The organism is Neorhizobium galegae (genome assembly GCF_017877135.1).
In the GTDB taxonomy this organism is placed as follows: domain Bacteria; phylum Pseudomonadota; class Alphaproteobacteria; order Rhizobiales; family Rhizobiaceae; genus Neorhizobium; species Neorhizobium galegae_A.
Genome location: NZ_JAGIPH010000006.1, coordinates 191219 through 205311, shown reverse-complemented (window position 1 = coordinate 205311; position 14093 = coordinate 191219). Strand labels below are relative to the sequence as shown.

General features: G+C 63.3%; 14 protein-coding genes. 2 read left to right on the top strand and 12 right to left on the bottom strand.

Annotated elements, in window-relative coordinates:
• Positions 1-318 precede the first annotated feature (318 nt).
• Positions 319-2346, top strand: coding sequence for an autotransporter domain-containing protein (locus tag J2858_RS18015; protein WP_210106219.1), 2028 nt, complete (start codon positions 319-321; stop codon positions 2344-2346).
• A 94-nt stretch (positions 2347-2440) separates the two neighbouring features.
• On the opposite strand, the gene J2858_RS18010 is transcribed toward J2858_RS18015, so the two are convergent.
• The 4 genes from J2858_RS18010 to J2858_RS17995 all read right to left on the bottom strand — a co-directional run bounded on the left by J2858_RS18010 (position 2441) and on the right by J2858_RS17995 (position 5404).
• Complete coding sequence (locus J2858_RS18010; protein WP_210106218.1) at positions 2441-3232, bottom strand: transporter substrate-binding domain-containing protein; 792 nt, start codon at positions 3230-3232, stop codon at positions 2441-2443.
• An 89-nt stretch (positions 3233-3321) separates the two neighbouring features.
• Positions 3322-3978 (bottom strand): amino acid ABC transporter permease, encoded by a 657-nt coding sequence (locus J2858_RS18005; protein ID WP_210106217.1) that lies wholly within the window; start codon positions 3976-3978, stop codon positions 3322-3324.
• Positions 3975-4781 (bottom strand): amino acid ABC transporter ATP-binding protein, encoded by an 807-nt coding sequence (locus J2858_RS18000; protein ID WP_210106216.1) that lies wholly within the window; start codon positions 4779-4781, stop codon positions 3975-3977. Before J2858_RS18000 ends, J2858_RS18005 begins: the two co-directional genes overlap by 4 nt.
• Positions 4778-5404, bottom strand: coding sequence for a DUF1989 domain-containing protein (locus J2858_RS17995; RefSeq protein WP_210106215.1), 627 nt, complete (start codon positions 5402-5404; stop codon positions 4778-4780). The genes J2858_RS18000 and J2858_RS17995 overlap by 4 nt, the downstream gene beginning before the upstream one ends.
• 404 nt (positions 5405-5808) lie before the next feature.
• On the opposite strand from J2858_RS17995, the gene J2858_RS17990 reads away from it, so the two are divergent.
• Complete coding sequence (locus tag J2858_RS17990) at positions 5809-6984, top strand: M24 family metallopeptidase (RefSeq protein WP_210106214.1); 1176 nt, start codon at positions 5809-5811, stop codon at positions 6982-6984.
• Between the two features lie 232 nt (positions 6985-7216).
• Here the strand turns inward: J2858_RS17990 and J2858_RS17985 are convergent, their stop codons facing one another.
• The 8 genes from J2858_RS17985 to pxpB are packed head-to-tail and all read right to left on the bottom strand — an operon-like array spanning position 7217 to position 14059.
• On the bottom strand, positions 7217-7630 hold the full coding sequence (locus J2858_RS17985) for a VOC family protein (protein WP_210106213.1): 414 nt from the start codon (positions 7628-7630) through the stop codon (positions 7217-7219).
• A 32-nt stretch (positions 7631-7662) separates the two neighbouring features.
• The gene (locus J2858_RS17980) at positions 7663-8847 is read right to left on the bottom strand and encodes a M24 family metallopeptidase (protein ID WP_210106212.1); all 1185 of its coding nucleotides are present in this window, start codon (positions 8845-8847) and stop codon (positions 7663-7665) included.
• Positions 8848-8859: 12 nt separating this feature from the next.
• Entirely contained in the window at positions 8860-9498 is a 639-nt protein-coding gene (locus J2858_RS17975) for a GntR family transcriptional regulator (RefSeq protein WP_210106211.1), read from the bottom strand.
• Complete coding sequence (locus J2858_RS17970; protein WP_210106210.1) at positions 9495-10751, bottom strand: Zn-dependent hydrolase; 1257 nt, start codon at positions 10749-10751, stop codon at positions 9495-9497. The genes J2858_RS17975 and J2858_RS17970 overlap by 4 nt, the downstream gene beginning before the upstream one ends.
• A complete protein-coding gene (locus tag J2858_RS17965; RefSeq protein ID WP_210106209.1) occupies positions 10748-11701 on the bottom strand; it encodes a hydroxyacid dehydrogenase in 954 nt (317 codons plus the stop codon). The genes J2858_RS17970 and J2858_RS17965 overlap by 4 nt, the downstream gene beginning before the upstream one ends.
• Entirely contained in the window at positions 11698-12342 is a 645-nt protein-coding gene (locus J2858_RS17960; RefSeq protein ID WP_210106208.1) for a GntR family transcriptional regulator, read from the bottom strand. Before J2858_RS17960 ends, J2858_RS17965 begins: the two co-directional genes overlap by 4 nt.
• Complete coding sequence (locus J2858_RS17955) at positions 12339-13319, bottom strand: biotin-dependent carboxyltransferase family protein (protein WP_210106207.1); 981 nt, start codon at positions 13317-13319, stop codon at positions 12339-12341. Before J2858_RS17955 ends, J2858_RS17960 begins: the two co-directional genes overlap by 4 nt.
• Positions 13316-14059: a 5-oxoprolinase subunit PxpB gene (gene pxpB, locus J2858_RS17950; protein WP_210106206.1), complete on the bottom strand. Its 744-nt coding sequence runs from the start codon at positions 14057-14059 to the stop codon at positions 13316-13318. The genes J2858_RS17955 and pxpB overlap by 4 nt, the downstream gene beginning before the upstream one ends.
• Positions 14060-14093 lie beyond the last annotated feature (34 nt).

Sequence of the window (14093 nt, the reverse complement as noted above, 5' to 3'; positions counted from 1 at the left end):
CAGGCAAAACGTCGAACCTCCAAGGCGTGCAAGTGCGGCGAGTATTGTTTCCATGCAACGCCTTAACGAAAAGAAAAACAGATCCTTATTCGGTGTTGATGCGACGTTTTCCATTTGTTAGCCCGGTTGAAATCGAATGTGATACAGTTTCCGATTTGCGAATATAATCAACCTTTAATGGAGAGGGAAATTCTGATGGGGAGCATCAATAAATTGATATCAAGACGCTTTGTTCGTACGGCATCTTATCTTGCAATGGCACTCGTATGGGGTGGTAATGCTTTCGCCGCGCCGTATGCGGATAATGTTCTTGCCGGCTTGAGCGCAGATGGTTCGACCTATCTGGTCTATAGCAGCGGGTGGGATGACGAAGAGAGGAGCGCTGCGCCCGTCCCAGGCAGCATGAAGGTGGTGTCCACCACGACGGGTGAAGTCACCGACATTCCGCTGCCGGCGACGGCCAATAATGTGTCGGGACACATGAGCAACGACGGCAAGACCGTCGTCGGAGAATATCACGACACCGAACAAGATAAATACTATGTTTTCAGTTGGACAGCTGAAGGTGGGGTGGTCACGTCTGAAGCCTCCAACAGCGCCTCTGTTACGGGTGTCAGCGATAATGGCATCATGGTCGGCTCCTATTACAAAATGCAAGACAGCGTTAGTGTGATGGTAGCGTCCACCTTGGTCGGGGGGGTGAGGACGGATGCGCCAACCGCGTCCGGTTATTATGCCACCCAGGGCCTCGCCATCAGTCGGGACGGATCTACCGTCGCCGGGTCATTGCTGAGAACCGACGGGGATTACAGTTTTCATGCAATGATCTGGGATCTGGCGAACAATCAGGTCACGGATATCGATCCGCAGTTCTACGTTCAATCTGAAGCAAGTCTTGTCAGCGGCAACGGCACGGTCGTCGCGGGAAGAGGGGTAGACGACAACTCGTGGTCTCATGTCTTCCGCTGGACATCTGTCGGCGGAATGCAGGATATCGGATCGCTGGCCCAGAATGCGAATATTTACCTGTCGGCCATGTCGGATGATGGCGATGTTCTGGTGGGCGGTGCCACCCTGAGCGACGGCCATATCCACGCCTATCGTTACGTCGCGTCCGCGGCGACAGACAAGTTGACCGACCTCGGTGTTGTGAACGGCGGTATCGAATCCTGGGCAGCGGATGTGAGCGCCGATGGCCGCTATGTCGTGGGCTCGTCGCAAACCGCAGACTACCTTACTCACGGCTTCCGCTGGTCGCAAGAAACCGGCATGGTGTCGATCGAGGCCTGGCTTGCAGAAAGCGGCGTGACGGCTGACTACACGACCGCAACAGCCGACTTTGTTTCCGACGATGGCTCAGTGGTGATCGGCACGACCAGCGACAATGACGTCTACGTCGCACGCTCCGGCGGCATCGTGACGGCAGAAGAGTTTTACCCGACCCTTGTCCAGGTTGGCAGCAACACCGTGCAGAACAGTGTGTCGAGCGCCAACACCATCATGTTCGGCGCGCAGGGCAATCCCATGCGCAACCTGCTCGGTCTTGGCGAACGGTCCGCCTGGGGCACGGTGGACAGCGGCTATGACAATGGCGAGACGGCAAAGGGTGGTCTGGCGCTCGGCGAGTTCGGCCTTGCCTATGGCATTGCCGATGGCGTCACCGCCCGCTTCTCCGTTGGCGGCACCTATTCCAACCAGGATCTCGATGCCGGCGGCTCGGTCCGGCAGACGGGCTATTACCTGTCGCCGGAAGTGTCGGCCAATATGGGCTCCAACCTCTACCTCACCGTCGGCGGCTATTTCAGCCACGCCAGCATCGATACGGCGCGCGGCTATCTCAACGGGTCTGCCCAGGATTACTCCAATGGCAGCACCAATGCCGATACCTGGGGCGCCAAGATCCGTGTCGATTGGCTGAACGCGGCAACGCTCGCCGAGACCGACATCACGCCTTATGCGGGCCTCTCCTACGCGCGCACCAAGGTCGATGCCTATACGGAAGAGAACGGATCCTTCCCGGTGAGCTATGACGCCACGAGCGATCATTCGACGATCCTGCGCCTAGGTGCCGATTTCGTTCGCCCGATGAGCGATACGGTTCGCCTTCTGGCCAAGAGCGAAGTGAGCTACCAGTTCGAGGATCATGCCGCTGCCACCAGCGGCACGCTGATCGGTGTCAGCGACTTCTCCATTGATGGCCAGGACCTGAAGCAGCTTTGGGTTCGCGGCGGTATCGGCGCCGAATTCGACGTGGCCGGCGGCACCGCCTCCTTCATGGTCAACGCCACGACGCAGGGCCAGGACCCGACCGTCTGGCTGCGCTCGAACTTCACCGTGAAGTTCTGATCCACCACGCATTTGCCTGGACCACAAAAGAGCCGCCGGACCCAAAAGTCCGGCGGCTTGTTTTTGACGGGTCGACCTGAACCGTAACCGGCTCTTATTCCACGCTGCGGATCGGATCCTTCGGCGCCGGGTTGAAGCCGACGAGGTCCGTGGTGATCTTGGCGTAGGTGCCGTCTGCGACGATTTCGGCGAGCGTCTTGTTGATGGCCTTGACCAGTTCCGGCTTGCCCTTCTTGATGGCAAAGCCCTTTTGAACGTGGCTCACATATTCCGGCAGCATTTCGAAGGGCAGTTTCGACTGCTTGATGGCATAGCCGGCGGCGATCGCGTCCGTGATGACGAGGTCGAGATTGCCGTTCGCCATGTCCTGCAGCGCGTCGGATTCGGCCTTGTAGCCCTTCACGACGGCGCCTTTGTCTTCACCGATCTTGGCGAAGGTGGAAGAGACCAGCGCACCGGCGCGCTTGCCCTTCACGTCGTCGACGGACTTGATGGTCGAGCCCTTCGGCACCAGGATGACGCCGCCCGATTCCAGCCAGCCATCGGCGAAGGTCACCTTCTTCTGGCGCTCTGCCGTGATGTCCATGGAATCGCTCGTCATGTCGTACTGGTCGGCCTGAAGACCGATCAGAAGCGAATCCCACTTGATGAGCACCGGCTCGTATTTCAGGCCGAGGCGCTTGCAGATCTCGGTCATCAGCCGGATTTCCAGCCCGTCAAGCTCGCCATTGGGGGCGCGCATGTTGAACGGCGGGAACGTGCCCTCCGTTGCCACCATGAGCTTTCCCGGATGAAGCAATTCCAGCTCGGCGGCCGATGCCGGAACATGCGTGACCAGCGTGGCAAATGCCGCGAAAGCCAGACCCAAAAAACTGCTGCGTTTCATTGTCAGTTCCCTTTGTTATGAGAGTGTATTGCCTGCCTGGTTAAGGCCGGAATGGACGGGTGGAGGTGCAGTCCTTGAGTGGTTTCCTGTCAGGATTGCATCTTGTAGTGGCGCTCCAGCCAGGAGGCCAATTGGGTAAGCACGGTCGTCAGCGCGAGATAGATCAGCGCAACCGCGATGTAGAAGTCGAAGGGCCGGAACGTCATGGCAATCAGCGTCTGCGCATAGAGCGTCAGTTCGACCACGGTGATGGCGGAGAGAAGCGAGGTGTTCTTCAGCGTCGAGATCGCCTCGTTGGTGAGCGACGGCAGAATGATCCGTACCACCTGGGGCAGGATGATGCTGCGCATGGTTTCTCCCGGGCTGAAGCCGAGGGCAAGCGCGGATTCTGCCTGGCCCTTCGGAATGGCCGAGAGACCGCTTCGGATGATTTCGGCGATATAGGCGCCGCTATTGATGCCAAGCGCCAGAACGCCGGCGGTGAAGGGCGAGAGCCGGATGCCGATCTGCGGCAGGCCGAAATAGATGATGAACACCTGGATCAGCAGGGGCGTGCCGCGGATGAACCAGATGTAGAAGGCGGACGTGGCCCGCACGGCCCGCCATTTCGACCTTTGCCCGAGCGCAGCCAGCAGGCCGCAGATCCAGCTGACGACGATCGTCAGGATCGTCAGCCCGAAGACGGTCAGGGCCGCGTCCCAGAAGCCGGGTCCGTAGGTTTGCAGATCCTCGAGAAACCCGTTCATTGCGTCAAACCTTTGCTGTCGCTTTCGCCCGAGCGGGGAAGTTCGTCGTGAAGAATGCGGTGGAGAAACTGGCGCAAGCGATCGCTTTCGGGGTGCCGCAGAATATCCGGCGAGCCGGTTTCAGCCATCACACCCTTGTCGAAGAAGACGACGCGGGACGAGACGTCGCGGGCAAAGGCAATCTCGTGCGTGACCAGCAGCATGGTCATGCCATCGGCGGCAAGCGAGGCCATCAGGACCAGCACCTCATGCACCAGCTCCGGGTCGAGCGCGGAGGTGACTTCATCAAACAGCATGAGCCGCGGCTTCATGGCGAGCGCGCGGATGATGGCGACGCGCTGCTGCTGGCCGCCGGAAAGCCTGCCCGGATAGCTGTGGCGCTTTTCGAACAGGCCGATGCGCGCCAGAAGCGCCTCCGCCTCCTCGATCGCCTGGGCGCGCGGGATTTTGAGGAGCTTGACCGGCGCGTGCACGACGTTTTCGAGCACTGTCATGTGCGGCCAGAGATTATAGCTCTGGAACACCATGCCGACGCGCGCCCGCAATGCCTGCAACTGCGTCTGGCTGGGAAAGAAGCGCGATTCCGGGCGGAAGTCGAAGGACATGTCCTCGAAATCCATGAAACCCGACTGCGGCATTTCCAGCGCATTGATCGAGCGCAGGAAGGTGCTCTTGCCCGAACCGCTGGCGCCGATGATCGAGACCACCTCGCCCGCTGTCACGTCGAGCGAAACGCCCTTCAGCACCTCGTTGTCGCCGAAACTCTTGCGGATCTCCCGCAAGCTCAGAAGCGGTGCGCTCATCGGGCATGTTCCTCATCATAGGCGTCTGTGATGACGACCGCGACATCCTTCGGGGTGCGGGCGGCGCCATTGATCGGGGTAAGGTCCTGCGGGCAGGCCGACAGAACCAGCGTAAGGTCCATCTCGGCGCGCAGGACGACCATGTCGCCTGCCGTCGTTGCCGGCGGCAGGCGGTCCACCGTGCCGTCGGCCTCGACCGGTACGTTCATGAAGAGATTGAGGGAGGCCGGCGTGAACGGCACAGCAAGATCGAGCTCCGCCAGCGCCTCGTGGAAATTGTCGGTGCAGCTGCGGTGCGGCTCCGTGCAGCCGAGCTGCTCGTAGAGTTCGCGGCTGCAGGGGCACAGAAGCGTATCGTGCCGCACGCCTCCACTGTCGGCCACCATCGTGAGCATCGGCCGGCGGCGCGAGGACATGATGCGCATGCCTTGCGTCAGGAAGATATTGCTGTTGACCGAGCGCGTATGATCCATCGCCGCGGTCTCGGTGACATCGTTTTCGGCCACCGCCCAGGTGTCGACCACCTGGTTGCCATGCGTGTTGACGATCCGGGCATATTGCCCCGCTTTCATCGGAAAGGCCCGCCCATGGCTTGCAGCGACAGTCTTTGTATCGAGATCCATATCCATCGTCTTCCTGGTGCCGGGCGCCGAATGGTCGGCGCCTGCACGTCAAAAGCTCCGTCATCAATTTCGGTACACCAAGCCTATTCAGTATACCACTGGAGTTCAAGTAGCATTTTCAACAAATTAACGGTCAAATAATGGACGAAGAGCGCAGGGATTAAACACCGGAAGCCTAAATTTTAAGCGAAAAGGCCGTCGCGCGCCTTCCGTGACAGAAACTGCATTGTGACCGTTCCAATCACGATTGACGGAAGGATACAGCCGGTGTACCGAAATACGAAATGCGTCCAGCCCTTCGATAAGTCAAGCTGCAGGGGCGCGGGCGCGATCCACGGGGCACCGCCTTGGCCAGCATCCTGGCCGGGCTGAAGCCCGCCATCAGGCCGCATTCGGAGTGACGCATGCAACCCTATTTTCCCCTTGAAGAGTATGAAACGCGCTGGGCCCGGGTCCAGGAGGAGATCGCACGGCGCGGCTTCGAGACGGCCGTTGTGTTCGGTCGCGGTGGCGGCACCACGGACAATTGCGGCGACGTTCTCTATCTCTCCAACCACTATGCGATCAGCGGCGGAATGGATTCGCTGATCTGGACCGCCCGCTCCTTCGCCGGCGTCATCCTGCAGCCGGGCCGCGCGCCGCAGCTGCATATCGACGAGCCGGAAGTCCGCCATGACCTCGTCGCCATCGAGGATGTGGTGACGAGCAACCATCCCTTCGAAAGCGTGGCAAAAGCGCTTGTCGCGCGTGGCGTCACGGGCCGGGTGGCGCTGGTCGGCACGAATTTCATCCCGGTCAAGTATTACCGGCAGCTGGAAGCCATCGCGCCGGGGATCGAATGGATACCGGCCGACGACCTCGTGCGCAGCGTGCGCCGCATCAAGAGCACGCGGGAGCTGGACTGTTATCGCTATGCCGGCGAGACCGCGACGCTCGGCATCAATGCGCTGATGGAAGGCCTGGTCGGCGGTCTGTCGGAGCGCGAGGCGGCCGGCGAAGCGGCCCGCGTCGTCGTTGCCCGCGGCGGGCGCATCCAGATGATCGGCACCAATCACGGCGACACTCTCGGATTCGACCAGCGGTTTCCGCTGGCCGGCTATAGCGAGGACGTCCCGGCCATGGGCGACATGGTGACCGGCACGCTGCATGGCCCGCTCTACCAGGGCTATTACCTCGATCCCGGCCGCACCGGTGTCAGGGGGCCGGCCAATGGCGAGCAGAAGCGGTTGATCGAGGCGGCAAGCGGCATCGTGCACCGCCTGTCGGACATGCTGCGCCCCGGCGCGAAGCTGCTCGACGTTGCCGCCGAAGGCGACCGCATGACCGCAGCCTTTGGCGGGTCGATTTCACCGATCATGAAGAATTTCCCGTTTTACGGCCACGGGGTCGGTCTCGGGTTCGAGCTGCCGCGCATTTCCACCACCATGTCCCTGGCCGACGACGTGGTTGAGGAAAACATGGTCTTCGGCGTCGAGGCCTTCCTGTCGCTCGATGGCGTCGGAGCAGCCTTCTACGAGGACATCATCATCATCGGTGAAAAGGGCAACGAGCTCATCACCACCTCGCCCTCGATGTTCTGAAAGCCTTTTTACGCCCTATCTCGCCCGCCCGCCCGGACGGGTGAACGTCCTGCGCATGAAAGAGCCGGGCAGATCATGGATCTGCCCGGCTCAGACTGCTGACAAAAAGCCTTGCGCATCTTACGTCATGCTCGGGCTTGGCCAGAGCATCTTCAACCTAGTGATTTTATTGGCCTTTGGCAGATCCTCGGCACAAGGCCGAGGATGACGTCTTGGTGGGCGCTTTGCCGCCTCAGCGGGCAAACACGCCGTCGAAATCCTTAAAACCCTTGACCTCGATCGGGTTGCCGCTCGGATCGAAGAAGAACATGGTGCGCTGTTCGCCCGGCTCGCCTTCAAAGCGTACGACCGGCGGGATGTCGAAGGCGATGCCGCCCTTTTCGAGACGCTCGGCCAGCGAAAACCAGTCGTCCAGCGGCAGGATGACGCCGAGATGCGGCATCATCACCATGTGGTCGCCAACCTTGCCGGTGCGGGTAACCTCGAAGGGCTTGCCCAGATGCAGGGAGATCTGGTGCCCGAAGAAATCGAAATCGACCCAGGTGTCGGTCGAGCGGCCTTCCTCGCAGCCGAGGATGTCGCCGTAGAAGCGGCGTGACGCATCGAGATCCGTCACATGGTAGGCAAGGTGAAAGAGGGAACGCATGGCATGCTCCGTTTGTCGGGGTGGATGGAAAATCAGCGGATAGTGAGGTGGCGCGGCAGGGTGGAGAGCGGTTCGGCGCCGGTCTCGGTCACGATGACCGTTTCGGAGGCGCCGACGGTCCAGTGCCCGTAGCTGCGCAAGGTGGCCGGCAGGTGGAAGACCATGCCCGGTTCGATGATGCGGGTGACGTTCGAAAACAGGCTGAGGATTGCCCCCTCGCCCCAGTCGGGCGCAAAGGCGACGCCCATCGAATAGCCGATGCGCTTGCGAAAGGCGGCCGTATAGCCGGCAGCGTCGATCACCGCCTGCGCCGTATCGTGAATGTGGGCGCAGGTGGCCCCAGGCCTGATCTTAGCAATCGCCGCATCCAGTGCCCTCAGCGAACAATCCATCATCCGCTGCGCCTCGTCGGGGGCTGAGCCCATCCAGACGGTGCGCATCAGTGCCGCATGATAGCGCGCATGACTGCCGGCAAGTTCGAGGAAGATCGGATCGCCCGCCTGCAGGGCCCGGCGGCGCCAGGTCATGTGCGGCAGGCCGCTGCGCGGTCCCGACGATACGAGCGGTTCCATGGCCATCACTTCCGAGCCGGCGCGGGTTGCCGCCTGCAGCATGTCGGCGGCGATGGCATTTTCATCGGCGCCAAGCGCACAGGCTTCGATGCCAGCGATCATGCCCGCCTGCGCATAGCGCGCCGCGTGGCGGATCGCCTCAAGTTCGGCCGGCGACTTGATCATCCGCAGTGGCGGCAGGATCTGCGAGCCATCGGCAAGGGCCGCCACGCCCAGCCGTTCGGCAATCTCGCCGGCAAGTTTGGGCGACAGGAACCAGCCGGAAAGCTCGATGGCCGGATGTGCGATGCCGCGCCGCTCTAGCAGCGAAACCAGCGCTTCGGCCGGATTGTCGGCATCCTGGTAGGTCACGATATCGGAGAGGAACGTATTGGCAAGCGTGCCGAACAGTTCGAGCTGGCGCACCAGCAGCACCGGCTCGCCGACCGCCGGTAGGACGAGCGTCTGAAAGGCGAAATAGCCGGCCGTCTGGCGTCCGGTCAGCCAGTAGATGGTTTCCGGGCCGATGACGATCAGCGCCTCGTGACCGCTTTCCGCGATGGCGGCGCGGGCGCGCGCCTGCCTTTCGGCAAACTCTTCGGCCGGAAAGGCCGCCTCGATGCCGCGCTCTGCGGTTTCGATGTCGAATGTCGGGTGGAGTGTCATGCGATCAAAATCTCAATTGCGCGTCAGCCAGCCGAGAAAGCGGGTCCTGACGCTGTCGAAATGCACCTCGACAGCCGCACGGGCGGCCGCACCGTCCCGCGCCTCGATGGCATCGATGATGGCGATATGTTCCAGCGCCTGCTGGTCAAAGCGATCGTGGGTGCGGGTGATGGTGCAGCGGCGCGCGATACTGCGCATCTCGGTCAGCATGGTGGCGAGAAGCGGCATGTCGGCGGCATGGGCGAGCGCATTGTGAAAGGCGTCGTCGTCGATCCAGAAGAGGTCGAATTCGATATTGTCGCCGCTCACGAATTCGCGCATCCGCGCCCGCGATCGTGCAAGTTCCTCGGTAAACGGCAGGCTTGCCGCCTTTTCGGCAGCAGCACCCTCGAGAAGCCGGCGCACCTGCACGATCTCCAGCAATTGCTCGATGGTGACGGGGCGCACCATCAGCGCGCCGTTGGGCAGGCGCGAAATGACGTTTTCCTTTTCAAGCCGCGAAATGGCAGCGCGCAGCGGCGTGCGCGAAATACCCGATTCCAGGGCAAGTGTACGTTCCGTCAGCACTTCGTCCGAAGACAGCTGTCCTTCGAGGATACGCTGCTTGAGGTCGCGATAGACCTGCTGTGCAAGGGTTTCCCTGTCGCTCAATGACCGCCTCCTTTGCCGCCATCGCGGATCGCTGCGTGAAGCACCTCGACGGCTGCGGCAAGATCGGCCGGATCCATGCCCTCGTCGGGATTGTGACTGCCGTTCCAGTTGCGCAGGAACACCATGACGCTGTCCCAGCCGGCCTGGGCAAAGGCTGCCGCATCATGGCCGCCGCCCGACAGCATCCGGCGCGGGCTGTAGCCGAGCCTTGCCGCGCCGGCCGCGATCTGGTCGCCGAGCGCCACCGACAGCTTCGTCGGCTGGCTGCGCGATTGCGGGCCGAGATCGAAACGCACGCCGCGCGCTGCCTCGATGCCTGCAATCTGCGCCTTGAACAGGCCATCCAGTTCGTCGAGCACGCCGACGGTGTCGCTTCTCAGATCGACGCAGAAATCCACCCGCCCCGGCACCTTGGCGAAGGCATGTTCCGACGAGGCCGCATCGACACGGCCGAAGGTGACGGCAAGATCCTGCCCGCGGTCGAGCGCGTCCTGCCACTCTTTGTCCATGCCGACGATGAGGTCGGCGAGCGCAAAGACCGCATCGGACCGCTCCGAGCGCGCCGGCCCGCCGGAATGGGCCCAGGTGCCATCGATCCGCGCCTCGCGGTACCGCAAGCCGCCGCGCACGCCTGTGACGATGCCGAAGGGTTCCCTGGCATTGTCGAGCACATTGCCCTGTTCGATATGCAGTTCAATGAAACGGGCGGGCGCAAGGCCGGGCCCGGACAGGATATCGTCCGGCCGGCCGCCCTCTTCGAGGATATGGTCATAGAGCGTGCGGCCGGTGTCGGAACGCTTTGCCTGCAGTTCTGCCGCCGTCAGCCGGCCAAGGGCTGCGCGCGCGCCCGCATAGGAGACCGGAAACCAGACGCTCTCTTCGGCGCGCGTCACCGTCACGACCAGATCGACGGGCGGCGGCTCGCCGCTTTCGACGAAGGCTGCTGCGAGCGCCATGGCGCCCGTCACACCGGCCTGGCCGTCATAGGCGCCGCCCATGGCAACCGTATCGAGATGGGAGCCGATATGGATGGCCGGGGCGTCGCGATCGCGGCCCGGCAGGCGGGCAAAGAGGTTGAGGCCGGCATCGCGCGTCACGGCAAGGCCAAGCGCGTGGGCTTCTTCGGCAATCACCGCATGCGCCTGGCTTTCCAGCGGGCTGTAGGACGGGCGGGTGAAGCCCGGGCCGACATCGCTGATGGCGTTGATGCGCTGGAGCAGTCTGTCGATCGTATCCCTGATGACGGTGCTCATGCGCTCACCCCTTCCATCGCTTGCAATTCTATGGTCGTTTCTGGCCGGCGGCCGGACAGCGCCGTCAGCACATGGGAGGCGGCGGCGACCGCCACGCGCTCCAGCGCTTCCCCGGTCGTGCCGCCGAGATGCGGCGTGAAGATCACGCGGCCGCTTTCCCCGAGCGGGCCTTGCGCAGCACCCGGCGAATAGACGTCGAGGCCGGCGCCGAAAATGGTTCCACTGGCGATGGCTGCGGCAAGGGCTGCCTCGTCGATGAGGCCTGCGCGGGCCGTATTGACGAGGATCGCGCCGCGTTTGACCGCGCCAAACGCGGCCGCGTCGAACAGGTTGCGGGTTTCCTCGCGAAGCGGCGTGTGGATGGAAACGAGATCGGCGGCCGCAAGCCCCTCGTGAAGCGTCGTCACACGCTCATAGGGCAGTTCACCGCGGCTGCGGGGCGAATGAACGAGAATGCGCATGCCGAAGGCAATATCCAGCATCCGCGCCAGATCTCTCGCGATCGCGCCCCAGCCGACGACGAGCGCCGTCTTGCCGAACAGCTCGCGGAAAGTGGCCGTCTCGCGAAAGCCCGGCGTGCCGGAGCGCACCGCCCGATCGGCGGCCGGGATCAACCGGGCAACGGAGAGCGCAAGCCCGAGCGCCAGTTCACTCACCGAGCGCGCATTGGCGCCGGGCGTGTTGCAGACGAGAATGCCGCGTCGGCCCGCCGCCACCTTGTCGATGGAATCGTGGCCGGCCCCATGCGAGACGATCACCTTCAACTGATCGGCAGCGGCAATCGCTTCACCGCCAAGGCCCGCATCGCGGGTGATGACTGCCTGACAGTCGCCGATCAACCGCTTTACCGTTTCAAGGCTGCTGTCGGGGCACAGGACGGCGTCGATGCCGGCCTGTTCCAAGAGGGCGATGCCGGCTTTATGAATGGGCTGGACGATCAGGCATTTCATCGGGATGGTCTCTGTAAAGGCGCGGCAAGGCGGGCGAGGATCGCGTCGCGGGCATGCGCGATATGTGCTGCCATCAGCAGGCCTGCCTTTTCGCCTTCGCCGGCGCGAAGGGCGGCAAGGATGTCCAAATGTTCCTGGCAGCTCACGGTAAAGCGGGCCGGAACCTGTGTGTGGTCGAACATGCAGGTGCGCCGGCGCAGGTCTCCGATGGCGCGCACCATCATCTGGTTGCCCGCAGCGCGCGCCAGCGCATGATGCAGGTCGTCATCGAGACTGCGCTGTTCGTCCTCATCGCCCGGCCCCTCCTTCTGCAGGATCAGGACGCGGCGTTCCAGATCATCCAGAATATGGCGGGAGATGCCGGTCGCATGGCGCGCGCAATGGCTTTCCAGCTGCTGGCGCAGGAAGAAGATTTCCTCGACTTCGGGGATGGTCAGCGTCCTCACCTTGAGGAAGCGGCCTTCCTGAACGGCAAGCCCTTCCGCCTCGATGCGCTTGATCGCCTCGCGCACCGGCGTGCGCGACATGGCAAGCTCGTCGCCGAGCTTGGCTTCCTGCAGGAGGTCGCCGGGTCTCAGCGCCCCGGCAAGGATCATCTCGATAATCTTGCCATAGGCCTGCTTGGCGAGCGGCTTGTTCAAGGCATGCCTCCTTCACTCATCGTGGCACCGGCCCCATGATCGAGGCTCGTGAGAACCTCGTCGAGAGCGCGGGTGTGAGCGATCCACAGATCTTCCGCATGGTCCCGGCTGACACGCTTGAAGCGGATCTGGCAACCGGTCAGCGCCTGGGCGAGCCGCGGCAGATCGACGGAAGCGACGGTTGCGATCTTTGCGTAGCCGCCGCTCGTCTGGCGCTCGGCCATCAGGACGATCGGGCGCCCGGAGGCCGGCACCTGGATCGATCCCATCACCGTTCCGTCGGAGACGACGTCGTGGCCGGCGGCAGCCGTGATCTTCGGGCCGTCGAGCATCTGGGCCATGCGGTCGCGGCTGGCGGAGACGGTGAAGGGCCCGCGCAGGAACTGCTGCCAGGCGGCCTCGTCGAAATGCCCGGCCTGCGGCCCCTCGATCACCCGGATCGGCCCCGCCGAGCGCGACAGCGGCTTGCGCAGGATTTTGCGCGGGGCGGCAAGCGCCGTCTCCTGCGTTGCGCCAAGCGGCAGCACGTCGCCGGCCGAAAGGCGCCGGCCTTCGAGCCCGCCGATTGCCGAGCGCAGATGCGTCGAACGCGCGCCAAGCACCGGTTCGGTGCGGATGCCGCCGGACAATGCCAGATAGCCCCAGACGGCATTGGTGAGTGCGCCGATGCGCAGCGTCTGGCCGGGATCCAGCCGGTAGCTCTCCCAGGTGGCCACGGGTGTCCCGTCGATGGTGACGGACACGGCGCCGCCGGTGACGGCAAGGAGCACGGGCTCGCTTACCTCGAACTGGCCGCCGACATGGGCAAACTCGATCAGCGCATCGCCCTCGTCATTGCCGACGAGGCGATTGGCGATCCGCATGGCGGTGACATCCATCGGCCCGCAGCCCGAGACCCCCATCTGCAGGAGGCCGCTTCGACCGCGATCCTGCACCGACATCATCGGGCCGGCCTGTTTGACGATCAGGCGTGTCATGCCTCCTCCCATTCGATCGGCGGCGCACCGTCCGCGACGGCCGCATCGAGTGCTGCGGCTTCGTCCGCCTCGATGGCGCGAAAGCGGACATGGTCGCCTGCTCTCAAGAGAAAGGGGTCCTTGCGGGCGGGATCGAAAACGCGGATCGGCGTGCGGCCGATAAAGCGCCAGCCGCTCGGCCCCGGCACGGAATTGATGCTGGCCTGCTTGCCGCCGATGCCGATGACGCTTGCCTCGATCCTCTGGCGCGGTGCCGGAAGCCGCGGCGTATGTAGTTTTTCCGGCAGGCCGCCGAGATAGGCAAAGCCCGGCGCAAAGCCGATCATGTGGACGCGGTAATCCGCCGACCCGTGCAGCGCGACGAGGTCTCTGACACTCATGTCCTTCATCTCGGCTAGTTCCGACAGATCCATGCCGGCATCGCCGCCATACAGCACCGGCACGACAAGCCGGCGGGAGCCGGCCGCGTCGATACGGATCGTCGACAGCCGCTCGAGGAGACGGATAGAGAGATCGCGCCCTCGCACGATCAGAGGATCGTAGCACACCAGCAGAGACCGGTATGTCGGCACGGTCTCGACAATGCCGTCGATCGGATCGGCGTCCAGGGCCGCTGCAAGCGCCACGACACGCCTGTTCGTTTCGTCGCAGATCTGGTCGGACAGTTCGACGACGACCGCACGGTCGCCGCTTGCGGCGATGCGCGGATAGGTCAGGTGCGCGTGATCGGGCACGGTCATTCTTCGTTCCAATTCCGCCGGCGCCCTTGGCCTG

Excerpts from the sequence above, each read along its gene's own strand:
- J2858_RS18010 (WP_210106218.1), bottom strand. The coding sequence starts at position 3,232 with ATGAAACGCAGCAGTTTTTTGGGTCTGGCTTTCGCGGCATTTGCCACG.
- J2858_RS18005 (WP_210106217.1), bottom strand. The coding sequence starts at position 3,978 with ATGAACGGGTTTCTCGAGGATCTGCAAACCTACGGACCCGGCTTCTGG.
- J2858_RS18000 (WP_210106216.1), bottom strand. The coding sequence starts at position 4,781 with ATGAGCGCACCGCTTCTGAGCTTGCGGGAGATCCGCAAGAGTTTCGGC.
- J2858_RS17995 (WP_210106215.1), bottom strand. The coding sequence starts at position 5,404 with ATGGATCTCGATACAAAGACTGTCGCTGCAAGCCATGGGCGGGCCTTT.
- J2858_RS17990 (WP_210106214.1), top strand. The coding sequence starts at position 5,809 with ATGCAACCCTATTTTCCCCTTGAAGAGTATGAAACGCGCTGGGCCCGG.
- J2858_RS17985 (WP_210106213.1), bottom strand. The coding sequence starts at position 7,630 with ATGCGTTCCCTCTTTCACCTTGCCTACCATGTGACGGATCTCGATGCG.
- J2858_RS17980 (WP_210106212.1), bottom strand. The coding sequence starts at position 8,847 with ATGACACTCCACCCGACATTCGACATCGAAACCGCAGAGCGCGGCATC.
- J2858_RS17970 (WP_210106210.1), bottom strand. The coding sequence starts at position 10,751 with ATGAGCACCGTCATCAGGGATACGATCGACAGACTGCTCCAGCGCATC.
- J2858_RS17965 (WP_210106209.1), bottom strand. The coding sequence starts at position 11,701 with ATGAAATGCCTGATCGTCCAGCCCATTCATAAAGCCGGCATCGCCCTC.
- J2858_RS17955 (WP_210106207.1), bottom strand. The coding sequence starts at position 13,319 with ATGACACGCCTGATCGTCAAACAGGCCGGCCCGATGATGTCGGTGCAG.
- pxpB (WP_210106206.1), bottom strand. The coding sequence starts at position 14,059 with ATGACCGTGCCCGATCACGCGCACCTGACCTATCCGCGCATCGCCGCA.